General features: G+C 74.2%; 10 protein-coding genes. 9 read left to right on the top strand and 1 reads right to left on the bottom strand.

Annotated elements, in window-relative coordinates; all coding sequences use genetic code 11:
* Nucleotides 1–144: 144 nt before the first annotated feature.
* Entirely contained in the window at nucleotides 145–1,485 is a 1,341-nt protein-coding gene (locus ACZ50K_RS30965; RefSeq protein ID WP_468909104.1) for a cation:proton antiporter, read from the bottom strand.
* Nucleotides 1,486–1,710: 225 nt separating this feature from the next.
* On the opposite strand from ACZ50K_RS30965, the gene ACZ50K_RS30960 reads away from it, so the two are divergent.
* From ACZ50K_RS30960 to cbiE, 9 genes are all read left to right on the top strand, one after another.
* Nucleotides 1,711–2,859 (top strand): alpha/beta fold hydrolase, encoded by a 1,149-nt coding sequence (locus ACZ50K_RS30960; RefSeq protein WP_468909102.1) that lies wholly within the window; start codon nucleotides 1,711–1,713, stop codon nucleotides 2,857–2,859.
* Nucleotides 2,856–4,019, top strand: a complete 1,164-nt coding sequence (locus tag ACZ50K_RS30955) for an effector-associated domain 2-containing protein (protein ID WP_468909099.1) — start codon at nucleotides 2,856–2,858, stop codon at nucleotides 4,017–4,019. The genes ACZ50K_RS30960 and ACZ50K_RS30955 overlap by 4 nt, the downstream gene beginning before the upstream one ends.
* Nucleotides 4,020–4,150: 131 nt before the next feature.
* Nucleotides 4,151–4,366 (top strand): hypothetical protein, encoded by a 216-nt coding sequence (locus tag ACZ50K_RS30950; RefSeq protein WP_468909097.1) that lies wholly within the window; start codon nucleotides 4,151–4,153, stop codon nucleotides 4,364–4,366.
* Between the two features lies 1 nt (nucleotide 4,367).
* Nucleotides 4,368–6,200, top strand: a complete 1,833-nt coding sequence (locus ACZ50K_RS30945; protein ID WP_468909095.1) for an aKG-HExxH-type peptide beta-hydroxylase — start codon at nucleotides 4,368–4,370, stop codon at nucleotides 6,198–6,200.
* Between the two features lie 90 nt (nucleotides 6,201–6,290).
* Nucleotides 6,291–7,106, top strand: a complete 816-nt coding sequence (locus ACZ50K_RS30940) for a hypothetical protein (protein ID WP_468909093.1) — start codon at nucleotides 6,291–6,293, stop codon at nucleotides 7,104–7,106.
* Nucleotides 7,107–7,184: 78 nt separating this feature from the next.
* Nucleotides 7,185–9,485, top strand: a complete 2,301-nt coding sequence (locus tag ACZ50K_RS30935) for an immune inhibitor A domain-containing protein (RefSeq protein WP_468909090.1) — start codon at nucleotides 7,185–7,187, stop codon at nucleotides 9,483–9,485.
* A gap of 156 nt (nucleotides 9,486–9,641) precedes the next feature.
* The gene (locus ACZ50K_RS30930) at nucleotides 9,642–10,952 is read left to right on the top strand and encodes a hypothetical protein (protein ID WP_468909088.1); all 1,311 of its coding nucleotides are present in this window, start codon (nucleotides 9,642–9,644) and stop codon (nucleotides 10,950–10,952) included.
* A 112-nt stretch (nucleotides 10,953–11,064) separates the two neighbouring features.
* A complete protein-coding gene (locus tag ACZ50K_RS30925) occupies nucleotides 11,065–11,535 on the top strand; it encodes a hypothetical protein (protein WP_468909086.1) in 471 nt (156 codons plus the stop codon).
* Between the two features lie 117 nt (nucleotides 11,536–11,652).
* Nucleotides 11,653–12,945, top strand: a complete 1,293-nt coding sequence (gene cbiE, locus ACZ50K_RS30920; protein ID WP_468909083.1) for a precorrin-6y C5,15-methyltransferase (decarboxylating) subunit CbiE — start codon at nucleotides 11,653–11,655, stop codon at nucleotides 12,943–12,945.

Genomic DNA, 12,945 nt, shown 5'->3' with positions numbered 1-12,945 from the left:
CGACTGGATCGACTGGTACAACTACCACCGACCCCACACCGGCATCCACGGCCAAACACCCGCCAGCCGCGTCACCAACCTGCCCGGACAACACATCTAGGGGCCAGGCCGTGTCCGCCGCGGCGGCTGCCCGCCGGGGGACCGCTAGAGCGGCTGTCCGGCGGACGGGAGCGGGCTGCCCGTGGGGTCGGCGGGGCCGGCGGCCGGGGGGATGCCCGCCCCGTGGCCGCCGGTGGGCGGGCGGCGGCGCTCCTCCCGCTCCCGGAGCCGGCCGACCGCGACCAGCAGCGGCTGGGTGAGCACCGTGGTGATCAGGGCCATCAGCACCAGCGCGGTGTACAGCCGGCCGCTCAGCAGACCGGCCTGGAGTCCCGCGTTCAGCACGATCAGCTCGGTCAGGCCGCGGGTGTTGAGCAGTACGCCGACGGTCCGGGCGTCGTGCCGGTCCAGGCCGGAGAGCCGGGCCGCGGCCGTACCGCTGACCACCTTCACGGCGACGGCGAGCAGGGTCAGGGCGACCACGGCGGCGATCCCGGTGGAGTCCAGCCCGCCGATCTCCACGCTCCGGCCGGAGATCACGAAGAAGAACGGCAGCAGGAGCAGTCCGATGTCGTGCAGCGGCCGGAGCAGGTCCGGGTCGAGGGTGCCGCCGCCCTCCCGGGGGGTGACCACTCCGGCGAGCAGCGCGCCGAAGATCACGTGCAGGCCGAGGGACTGGGTGACCCAGGCGGCGGCGAAGGCGAAGCCCACCAGGACGGCCAGCCGGACCGAGGGGTCGACCTGCTGGCGCCACAGCAGCCGGCGGAGCAGGGGCCGGGCGCAGACCAGCATGGTGACCGTGAAGACGACCACCAGCAGCAGGCGCAGCTGCCAGGACATGCCGTCGTGGCCGTCGGACTGGAGCAGGGTGCCGACCAGGACGGTCCAGCCGAGCACGTCGATCAGTCCGGCCGCGGAGACGGCGACGATTCCGGGGACGGTCCCGGCCAGTCCGGTCTCCCGCACTATGGCGGTGAGCACCGGGACGGCGGTGATGGACAGGGCGACGCCGAAGAACAGCACCGAGGAGGCGTTCATCTGCTCGGGTGCGCCGAGTTCGGCCAGTTGTTCGTGGAAGATCAGGGCCGTTCCGCAGCCGACCGCCATGGGGAGCAGGAATGCCGAGAGGGAGACGCTGACCACGGTGCGGGCCCGGCCCTTGAGAATTCCCAGATCGAGCTCGTAGCCGATCCCGAACAGGAAAAGGACGAGGGCGATCTGGGAAAGGCCGCTGAGAACCGGTGTGAGTTGTTCCGGAAAGAGGGTGCGGGCGAGTCCGGGGGAGATTTCCGCGAGGACCGTGGGCCCGAGGGCGATTCCGGCGACCAGTTGTCCGATGATCGCGGGCTGCCGGAGCCTGCGGGCGAGCCAGCCCGCCGAATGCGCGATGATCAGGATCAGGGCGGTGGCACCGACGAGGTGGGTGATCATCACTTCGGAATTCACGCGGTCCCCCTGTGACGACTCCGGTGCCGGGCCCGGGCCACGGCAGGTGCACGACCAAGAACAAGAACGGTTGCGCACCCGGATCAAGGGGCACTGCTCCAGCATACTGCTAAATTGACGGGCCGATATATGACGTGATCGCATCAGGTGTCACGGGGGCGGGGCCGGATGACCACTGCATTGTTCCTGCACGGCACGGGCGTACGAGAGCCCGGATTATCGGAGTTGTCCGCACGATTCGCCGCGGGGCTGCGCGGCCACGCCCCCGGGGTCGAGGTGGCGGCCTTTCCCTGGGGCACCCGGTTCGGGGCCCGGCTCGGGGCCGGCGGGCTGTCCGTGCCGTACGAGGGCGGGCGCGGCCGGGGCGGTCCCGGCGAGGGGCCGGAGCCTGCCGAGGGCACCGAGCCCTGGGCCGTGCTGTACCGGGACCCGTGGTCGGAGCTGGCCCTGGCGGCCGGGGGCCCGCGGACCGGGCCGGGAGCCGAGCTGGCGCCGGGGGCGGTGCTGCCCGCCGAGCGGCCCCGGCGGATGCTCGGGGCGCTGACCGCGCCCGGCGGGGAGCCGGCGGCCGGGCTCGGGCGGATCGCGGAGGCGGCCGGTCTGCCGCCGGCCGGCCTCGTGGGGGCGGTCGTCGCGCTCGCCCGGAGCGGACTGCTCGGCCCGGCCTCGGCCGCCGTCCCCGAGGACCCCGTACTGGCCCGGCTGCTGGCCCGCGCGCTGGTGGCCGACGCGGTGGCCGGGATGCTCGCGGAGGACTCGCCGGTGATTCCGGACGGTGCCGCCCGGGACGGGGCGGTGGACGCGCTGGCCGGTCTGATGGGGGCCCCGCCCACCGGGTCGGAGCGGGGGATCGGCGCGCTGCTGGCCCGCCCGGCCCTGCGGATCGCGACCGGGCAGGCGGTCCGGCGGCGGCGGGCCCTCACCGAGGCCGCCCATCCGGCGGCGGCCGACATCATGCTGTACCTGGCGCGGGGCGGCCCGCTGCGCCGGGCCCTGCGCGAGCGGATAGCGGAGCTGGCCCCGCCGGTGGTGCTGGTCGGCCACAGCCTCGGCGGGATCATCGCCCTGGACACCCTGCTGTCCGGACCGCTGCCGCAGGTGTCCCTGCTGGTGACCGTGGGGTCCCAGGGGCCGTTCCTGTACGAGAGCGGGGCGCTGCCCCATCTCGCGCATCCGGAGCCGCTGCCCGCCCATGTGCCGGAGTGGCTGAATCTCTACGATCCCCGGGATCTGCTCGGCTATGTCGGCGGTCCGCTGTTCCCGGGCCGGGTGACGGACGTGGAGGTGGACAACCGGCAGCCGTTCCCGGCCTCGCACAGCGCCTACTGGACCAACCCGGCGGTCTACCGGGCCGTGGCGGAGCGGCTGCCGTGACCGGGCCCTTCGCCGCCGGGCGGACCTTCGCCCTGGTGGTGGGCATCGAGCGGTACGCCGCCGGGCCCGCCTGGGACCTGCCGGGCCCGGCCCGGGACGCCCTGCGGTTCCGCGACTGGCTGCTGGGCCAGGGGGTGCCGGAGGAGCAGGTGCTGCTCTGTCTGGACCCGCTCACCGATCCGGGGGTCCCGCATCTCCCGGCCGACCACGACACCCTGCGCCGCCTGATCGTGTCCCGACTCCCGTCCCTTCGGGGGGAGATGCTGTGGGTGTGGTGGGGCGGGCACGGGGTGCTGGACCAGGAGGAGCGGCTGCGGCTGTTCTGCGCGGACGCCGGCACCGCCGACAAGCGGAACCTCGATCTGGAGTCGGTCCGCAGGACCCTGGCCAGCGACGCGCTGCCCGGGTTCGCCCGGCAGACCTGGATCGTGGACGCCTGCCAGACCTTCGTGGAGCAGCTGGGGTTCCACCACAGCCTGCCCTCCGAGACGCTGCCGGCCGGACAGCGGGTGCAGGCGCACCAGCAGGCCCTGCTGCTGGGCGCCACCCGTGGTCAGCGGGCCGCCAACGACCCGGTGCGGCGGACCGGTCTCTTCTCCGACGCGGTGCTGGAGGTGCTGGAGGGACGCGAGGGGCCGGCGGGACTGGCGGGGGATCCGGCGGAGGCCGGTCCCTGGCCCGACCCCGAGCAGCTCTTCGCCCGGGTCCGGGACCGGATCAGTGCTCTCCGGACGGAGCGGCGCACCGAACAGCTGCCGGTGCTCTCGCTGTACAGCGGCCAGCGCACCGAACGGCAGGCCGCACCGCCCGCCGCCACGGCCACGGCCACCACCGCCCCCACCGCCGCACCCACGTCCGTACCCCCGACCCGGCCCCCGCTGGAACGGCTGCTCAACGCCCTCCTCGCGTATCCGATGATGGCGGACCCGGACGAGCGGCAGACCCTGGTGGGCGAGCTCGGCACGCCCAGCGTGCTGCGGATGCGCCGCAACTCCAAGCCCCGCACCGACCTCATCGGCATCATCCGCACCCTGAGCGGCCAGCCCGGTGAGCTGTGGCTGCTCTACGACGCGGTGACCCTGCTCGACGAGGACGAGGCCCGGGCGGCGGTGCTGGAAGCGGCCCTCCGGGCGGTCGCCGGACCCCGGTTCACCGGATAGCGGATAATCAACTGGCTTGATCACGTGGGCTTTCCGAGAAGGCCCCGGTTCGTCATCATGGTAGGACTCCGCCATCGCGACGGGACACCTGATCAGGGCGCGTGAACGGGGAACACGAAGGGGGATGCACGTTGCTTGAGCCGGCCAACGCGGACCGACCCGGTTGTTCGGTCCGCCCCGAGCACGTCGAATCCGATCTGGTGGACCTGACCGGAGTGAGCATCGCCGCCCTGCGCGGCATCACCGCCCCCCTGCGCAGCGAGCGGATCCTGGTGGAGGCCAGACGAGCCCACAGCACCGCGATGGGCGGGGGGAACCCGTCGGGTGGCGGCAGCGGGACGGCTTGACATGACCCCGCCGAAGTCGGGTGGGCGGCTCCGTATGCCCAGCGCCTGGTTCGACGAACTCGCCTCCGGCGGAGGCTCGGCGGAAGCGGTCGGATTCCTGGTACGGGCCGAACGCGGCCGCCGGCTGATGCTGCTGGCCGAACTGCTGGACCGGCTGGAGGACCACCCCCCGGCCCTGGGCCCGCTGGGCTCCGCCGCCACCGCCTGGCAGCTGATCGCCGAGGCCGCCGAAGCCCGCCCGGAGGCCGCCGAGGACCTGCTGATGAGCCCTCAGATGGGCTGCTGGACCTCGCACATGCTGCGCCGGCTGCACGGAACGGCGGACGGACCGCCGCTGTGGACGGACGCCGGACACCTCTTCGCCCTCGGCCTGGCCGCCCGCCTCCGGGCCGGCCTGGACGCCGAGGTCCGGGTGCCGCTGCGGGACGGCGGACTGGTGCTGCCCACCCTGGGCCTGGCCCACTTCCACGAAGCCCCCGCCCCGGCCCGCGGTCCCGCCCCGGTGGAGTTCAGCTCGGCCACCGCCCGCTTACGGGACGGCACCCTCCGGCTGACCGCCACCCTCCCCGGCCCCGACGGCACCCCCCGCCCCCGCACGCTGGAGGTCCGTCCCGGGGATCCCGCCGCACAGCCCCACTGGACCCCGGCCCGGACCTTCACCGGCACCCCCACCTGGCTGGACGACCTCGACCCCTACCGCGAGCCGGGCGAACCGGTCCCGCCCCGCCCGCTCGGCCCCCTCGAAACGGCCCACTGGCAGCGGCTGTTCACCGAGGCCACCGCCCTCCTGGGCACGACCGCGAACGCCGGCCCCGGCACCGATGTCGACCCCGGCACCGGCGCCGACACCGGCGGTCCGGGGCGGCTGCGGCCACCGGAGGTCCGCCGGATCGTCCCCTGGAGCGGGGAGCACTCGGCACGGGCCGCCGAGGACTCCGCCATGCTGAGCGCGACCACCCCGGACGCCTTCGGCTCCATGCTGGTCACCCGCCCCGAGGACGGGCTCGCCCTCGCCGAGGCCATGGTCCACGAGTTCCAGCACAGCAAACTCGGCGCCCTGCTGCACCTGTTCCCGCTGCTCGAAGACGACGGCGCCGAGATCCACTACGCCCCCTGGCGCCCCGACCCCCGGCACACCACCGGTCTGCTGCACGGCGCGTACGCCTTCACCGGGGTCGCCGGATTCTGGCGGGACCGGCTGGCCGACCGGACCGCCGATCCCGATCTGGCGGCCTTCCGGTTCGCGCTGCGCCGCCTCCAGACCCGGCTGGCCGTACGCACCCTGCTGACCCGGGCCGAGCTCACCGGCCCGGGGGCCCGGCTGCTGCACGGGCTGGCCGCCACCCTGGACCGGTGGCTCCGCGAACGGCTCGCCCCCGGCCCGACCCTGCGGGCCCGTACGGCCGCCGCCGGGCACCGCGTCGAGTGGCGGCTGCGCAACCTGCGCTGCGCCGAGCCCGAACGGGCCCTGCTGGCCGCCGCCTTCCGCTCGGACTCCGCTCCCCCGCCGGCCTCCGCCCACCCCTCGGTGCCCGCCCCCGGCCCGGCCCGCTGGAGCGATCCGCGCGCCGACCTGCTCGCCGACCCGCCCCGCTCCCCCGGCACCGCCGACGGCCATCTCGCCGCCGGGGACCCCGCCACCGCCCTGGCCCTCTACGCCCGGACCCTCGGCGGCAGCCCCGGCGACCCGCACGCGCTGACCGGATGGCTGCTGGCCCGCGCCCGGCTCTCCCCCGGCCGGCACCGGCTCCCGTACCGGCCGGAGCGCCTGCTGGCACTGGCCCCGGCCGGCCCGGAGGAGCTGGCCCGGGCCGCCGACTGGCTCGCCCGCTGACGCGAACTTTGCCCGTCTTCAAGCGTGTTGGGCACTCCTGAGGGGTAGTCACCGCAACGACGGGGGTCGGGGCGGGACCGTGGGGGGACCATGCGGGCATCGCGGAACGGACATGTCGTCAAGGCGCTCGGTCTACTGCTGACCGGCGTCCTGCTGGCGGCCTGCGGCGGCGGAAGCGGAGACGGGGGCGACGAGAGGGCGGCCGGACCCGCCTCCTCGCAGTCGACCGGCCCGGATCCCGCGGAGTCCGGACCGGGGACCGGGGCCACCGAGCCCCCGGCCGCCGGGCCGACCACGGCGGAACCGCCGACCCCGCCGGCCCCCTCGCCCAGCCCCTCACCGGGTTTCGGCGCGCGGGACTTCACCCGCGGTGCCTGCGTCGGCAGGGACCCCTCCGCCACCGGTTCCGGCGGCTACCAGGAGGTCCCCTGCGCCGACTCCTCCGCGGTGGCCAAGGTGGTGTACCGGGCGAAGGAGTTCGACACGGTCAAGGGAACGCACTGCGACCCCTCCGCCGCGGACGCCGACGTGCTGATCCATCTGACCCGGGACAACCCCGAGAGCTACGAGGAGGAGTTCGCCGAGGTCTGCCTGCGGAACCTGGCCGCCCCCCATCCGGGCGCCCCCGGAGCCGGTGGCGGTCCCAACATCGTCAAGGGCGACTGCCTGCTGGAACGGGAGTACCGGGACCCGAAGAGCATCACCAAACGGGTCAAGGGGGCCTTCGAGACCCCCTGCGCCGGCACCGGCGACGACCGGCCCCAGTACAAGGTGATCGCGGTCGCGACGAAGAGCCTGATCGCCGCCAGGGGGACGAAGCCCGAGAAGTGCCCCGCCGGCACGGAGTACGAGTTCTCGGTGGAGCGGGAGTTCTTCGGGCTCAAGTACTGCGCGGTGACTCTCTGAGGAGAACCTCTGGCCATCACCTGTGACATGTGAAATATTACCTGCGCTCCGGTCCAACTCACCGAGAGGTCCACGACCTTGCGCAGACTCGCTGCGGTGGGTGCGGCGATATCCCTCGCCCTGCTCGCCGCCCCCGCCCTCGCCGCCACGCCCGCACCCGGCCCCGCGGCGCCCTCCCCGGGCGCTCCGGCGGCCGAGCGCTACGCCCCCGCCCCGCCGCCCGCACCGCTGGAGCTCCAGCGGCAGGCCCTGCGCCGGCAGGCGCTGGAAGGGGTGGCGGCCGGCGCCACCCGGGCGGAGGCGGACGGCACGCTCCCCCGCCAGGTCAAGGTGGGCAAGCGGTACGTGGAACTCGCCCAGGAACGCAAGGACAAGGTCTTCGTGATCCTGGCCGAGTTCGGCGACCAGGTGGAGCCCCGGTACGGGGGCACGGCCGGCCCCCGCCACAACACCATCGGCAAGCCCTCCCGCGAGGACAACCACACCCTCTGGCGGAAGGACTTCGACCGCTCCTACTACCAGCGGCAGTTCTTCGGCACCGACCCCGGCGCGGCCACCCTGCGGAACTACTACCGGCTCCAGTCCTCCGGGCGCTACGACATGGAGGGCCATGTCACCGACTGGGTGCGGCTGCCCTTCAACGAGGCCCGCTACGGCACGGACCAGTGCACCGAGTCCGGCCAGTGCCGGACCAACTGGGACATGATCCGGGACGCCACCAACGCCTGGTACCACGCGGAGCGCGGCAAGGGGCGCACCCCGGCGCAGATCAGGGCGCAGCTCGCCGAGTACGACGTCTGGGACCGCTACGACGCCGACCGGGACGGGAACTTCGACGAGCCGGACGGCTATCTGGACCATCTGATGGTGGTGCACGCCGGCAAGGACCAGACCTGGGGCGGCGGCGCCCAGGGCACCGACGCGGTCTGGGCGCACCGCTGGTTCGCGTACTGGAACCAGGCGGGGACGGCCGGGCCCGAGGGGAACAAGGCGGGCGGCACCCCGGTCGGCGAGTCCGGGATCTGGGCCGGGGACTATCTGACGGCCGGCGAGAACAGCGGGATCGGGCTGTTCGCGCACGAGTTCGGACACGATCTGGGTCTGCCGGACCTGTACAGCTCGGACGGGGACAACAGCGTCAACTACTGGTCGCTGATGTCGGCCGGCTCGTACCTGGGCAAGGGGCGGAACACCACCGGGGACTTCCCCGGCGATCTGGACCCGTGGTCCAAGCTGCAGTTGGGCTGGCTGGAGTACACCGAGGCCGACGCGGGCCGGAAGACCCGGGCGGTGCTGGGCGTCTCCGGATACAACACGGAGGATCCGCAGGCGCTGCTGGTGCACCTGCCGCCCTCGGTGACCCGCACCGAGCTGACCGATCCGTTCGAGGGCGGCAGCCAGTGGTGGAGCGGCACCGGTGACTTCATGGACAACACCCTGTCCCGGACGGTGGATCTGTCCGGGGTGGCGGCCGGCGGGCCGGCCCGGCTGGACGCCCGGGTCTGGTTCGACATCGAGCAGGACTTCGACTTCCTGACCGTGGAGGCTTCCGTCGACGGCGGGGCGAACTGGGCGGCGCTGCCCGGTACGGCCGGCGGGGCGCCGATCCCGGCGAAGGGGATCAGCGGCAGTTCGGCGGGCTGGACGGAGCTGTCCGTACCGCTGGACGCGTTCGCCGGACGGTCGGTGCAGCTGCGGCTGCGGGTCACCTCCGACAGCAACACCCACGGCCGCGGGGTCACCTTCGACGACCTGCGGATCACGGCCGGGCCGGAGGGCCGGGAGCTGCTGCGGGACGGCGCCGAGCAGGGCGCGAACGGCTGGACGGCCGTCAAGTGGTCCCGTACGCAGGGCCGTACCGGTGTCGCCGAGCATCCGCGGGCGTATCTGGTGGAGAACCGGCGGTACACCGGTTACGGCAGCTATCTGCGGACCGGCCCGTACAACTTCGGGTTCGGGACCGACCGGGTGGAGTTCTACCCGTACCAGCAGGGAGTGCTGGTGTGGCTGTGGGACACCGCGTACAGCGACAACACCACCAAGGCGCACCCGGGTTCGGGGATGCTGCTGCCGGTGGACGCCCGGCCGGAGCCGCTGCGGTACGCGGACGGGAGCCTGCTGAACGCCCGGGCGCAGACCTTCGACGCGACGTTCTCGCTGCGGGCCAGTGACGAGATCGTGCTGCACAAGGCGGGGGTGCCGGTGCTGATACCGGCGCGGGCCGCGGTGCCGGTGTTCGACGACCGGACCGGCTCCTACTGGAATCCGGAACTGCCGCAGGTGGGCGTGAAGGTGCCGGACACCGGCACCCGGATCGCGGTGGTGAAGGAGGCGGCCGGCGGTGCGCTGACCACCGTGCAGGTCAGTCCCTCACGCTGACCGGCCGCCGGTGCGGGTGGGCCGTCCCGTCCCAGGGCGGCCCACCCGCGTCCGATCGCCGATTTTGCCTGCGCTTCAACTCACGTTCGCTTCGCGTTCGATTCATGTGATGATCTCCAGGTGCGGGACCCAGAGGGGGTCCCCGGGGGAGACAACATGGCCATCACGGACGCCAACGGCGTCGACCTGTCCGGCGTCACCGGCAAGCTCGTCCAGAGCGTGGACCTGGTGAAGAACCCGGCGCCGCAGGCGCTGGCGACGGACACCGTCAACGGACACCTCTTCGTCCTCCAGGTGGAGAGCTCGGCCACGGCCGCGGCCGGCCACCTCTATCTGAACCGCATCAACCGGCGGACCGGCGCGGTCACCGGCTCCATGCAGCTCAAGGGGTTCGGCCACGGCCTGGCCCTGGGCGCCCAGCCGGTCGGCGCCGACACCTACCTGTGGACCGAGGTCGGTCCGCTCACCACCGGCACCTTCGCCTTCGGCACCAACGTCACCCGGTTCAAGTTCGTCGACGGCCAGGTCCTCGACGCGGCGGCCGTCCCGCAGTCCCGGAAGTTCGCCCCGGCGGGCAGCACCGGCGGCACCGGCCCCTCGACGGACCCGGTGAACGGCCTGCTCACCATCATGTACTCCAAGGCGGGCAAGCGGCACTTCACCCGCTACGGCACCGCGGCGGCCGCGGCCGGGGACTGGACCGAGGTGGGCACCACCTTCGTCATGCCGAGCAGCGAGGACCTCACTCCCGCGGTGCCCTCGCCGTTCCCGCTGGAGCCCAAGCTCACCCACCAGGGGTTCACCGTCCTCGGCGACGTCCTCTACACCTACCAGTGGGCGCAGTTCGACACGAGCCAGCCGAACGTCCCGAGCGAGTTCCCGGGCATCACCTTCCTGTCCTCCTACGACTGGACGACCGGGCAGCGCATCGACCGGCAGATCGTCACGGCCGCCGACGGGCTGAAGCGGCGCGAACCGGAGGGCCTGGGCATCGAGACCGACCCGGCGACCGGGGAGAACCGCCTGCTGTTCGGGTTCAGCGACACCGTGGCCGGCACCACCGGTTCCCGGAACGTCACGGTGGGCTGGTACCCGACCCGGCCGGCCGTCGAGGGGGTCAAGGTGCTGTCGGACTGGGAGGACCTGGTCCTGGCGCCCGGGGTCACCGCGGACCCGGAGCCCCCGCGCGGCCGGCTGGTCGCCCTGGCCGGGACCACCTACCTCCAGCTGCGCGGCACCGCCGCCATCTCGCCCGGGCTGACCGCGGACGGCCGGTTCGCCACGCTCCCGCACCGGCTGCGTCCCAGCCGGACCCTGCGCGACAACGCCCCGCGCAACATCGACTCCGGCCGGTGCGTCTGCCGGGTCGAGACGGCCGCGCACGGGGAGCTGTGGGCGTTCGGCGCCTACCCGGACAACACCATCGACTGGGTCGGCCTCGACGGCGTCTCCATCGCATGGCGCTGACCCCGGCCCCCGCCGAAGCCCTTCCTACCGGCCCGAACGGTCCTACCGGTCCTACCGGTCCGACCGCAGCACGCCCGACTTCCCGCCCCGCCCGATCCGGAGGATCGACCCCGTGACCCAGCACACCACCAGCCGCCGCACCCTGCTCGCCGCCGCCCTCGCGGCCCCGGCCGCCGCCGTCGCCGTACCGCTGGCCGCCGCCTCCCCGGCCGCCGCCGCGGCTCCGGCGGACGGCTGTCAGACCGTCGTCGACTGGACCGACGTCGCCCTGGCCGCCGGCATCACCGCCGAGGCCGGCTCCCCGCTCCAGGCCCGGATCATCCGGATCGCCGGGACCGAGTTCCTCCAGCTGCGCGGCACCCTGCTGTGCGACCTGTCGGCCGACACCCCCCTCGGGACGCTGCCCGCCGCGGTCCGGCCGCCCAAGCGGACCCGCGGCACCAGCCCCCGCAACAACAGCCAGGGCATCAACTCCTGCCGGATCGAGCTCAACACCGAGGGACAGATCAAGGTGTTCGGCCCGCTCCCGACCAACAAGATCACCTGGATCCAGCTGGACGACTTCTCCGCCGTCATCCGCTGACACCCGGACCCCGGACCCCGGACCCCGGGGCCGCCCCGGCGGGGCGGCCCCGGCGGTGCCGGGTAGAGTGCGGAGCCATTCCCTTACCCCCTCCGCACCGCCCCGAGGAACCGCGCAGTGAGCTCCGCAGCACCCCCCATCCCCGTGACGGTCGTCGGTATCGGAGCGGACGGCTGGGCCGGGCTCACCGAGCCCGCCCGGGCCGCGCTCGCCGAAGCCGAGGTCCTGATCGGCGGGGCCCGCCAGCTCCGCCTGCTGCCCGCCCCCGCCTGCGAGGGCCTGCGGGTGTCCTGGCCCAGCCCGCTGCGGCCGGCGGTCCCCCGGCTGCTGGCCGAGCACGCCGGCCGCCGGATCGCCGTCCTCGCCAGCGGGGACCCGATGTTCCACGGGATCGGGCGGGCCCTCGCCGAGGAGCTGGGCCCGGACCGGCTCCGGTTCCACCCGCACCCCTCCTCGGTCTCCCTCGCCTGCGCCCGGCTGGGCTGGCCGGTGGAGGACACCGAGGTGGTGACCGTGGTGGGCCGTCCGGTGGACCGGCTGGCGGCCGCCCTGCACGAGGGCCGGCGGGTGCTGGTGCTCAGCGAGGGCGCCGCCAGCCCGTCCCGGATCGCCGCCCTGCTCGTCGAGCGGGGGTTCGGCCCCAGTCGGCTGCGCGTGCTGGAACAGCTGGGCTCCGCCGAGGAGCGGACGTACGGGGGCACCGCCGCCGGCTGGGACCACGAGCCCGGCGCCGCCCTGAACGTGGTCGCCGTGGACTGCCGACGGGATCCGGCCGCGCTGCGGCTGGGCGCCGTCCCCGGCCTGCCCGACACGGCCTACGAGCACGACGGGCAGCTGACCAAACGGCACGTCCGGGCCGCCACCCTGGCGGCGCTGGCCCCCGCCCCCGGCGAACTGCTGTGGGACGTGGGCGGCGGATCCGGCTCCATCGGCATCGAATGGACCCGCAGCCACCCCTCCTGCCGGGCGGTCGCCGTGGAGCGCTCCGCCGAGCGGGCCGGCCGGATCGTCCGGAACGCCGCCGCGCTCGGTGTCCCCGCCCCGGCCCTGACGGTGGTCACCGGTGCGGCCCCCGGCGCCCTCGCCGGACTCCCGGTCCCCGACGCGGTGTTCATCGGCGGCGGACTGACCGCCCCCGGACTGCTGGACGCGGTCTGGACGGCCCTGCCGGCCGGCGGCCGGCTCGTCGCCAACACCGTCACCCTGGAGTCCGAGGCCCTGCTCGGCAGCTGGCACCGGTCGCACGGCGGGGACCTGGTCAAACTGGCGGTCTCGCACGCCGTGCCGGTGGGCGGGTTCACCGGCTGGCGCCAGTCGATGCCGGTCACCCAGTGGTCGGTGACCAAACCGGCCCCCGCCGCCCCGGCCGGCCCCCCGGCCGCCACCGCCCCGGAAGGAATCGAGAGCTGA

The organism is Streptomyces sp. NPDC033845, from assembly GCF_055576225.1.
Note: the sequence above shows the minus strand (reverse complement) of the source record. Positions and strands in the feature narration are given on the sequence as shown.

What these genes read in the sequence shown, in the direction of transcription:
- ACZ50K_RS30945 (WP_468909095.1), top strand. Translation starts at nt 4,368, where the DNA reads ATGACCCCGCCGAAGTCGGGTGGGCGGCTCCGTATGCCCAGCGCCTGG.
- ACZ50K_RS30940 (WP_468909093.1), top strand. Translation starts at nt 6,291, where the DNA reads ATGCGGGCATCGCGGAACGGACATGTCGTCAAGGCGCTCGGTCTACTG.
- ACZ50K_RS30930 (WP_468909088.1), top strand. Translation starts at nt 9,642, where the DNA reads ATGGCCATCACGGACGCCAACGGCGTCGACCTGTCCGGCGTCACCGGC.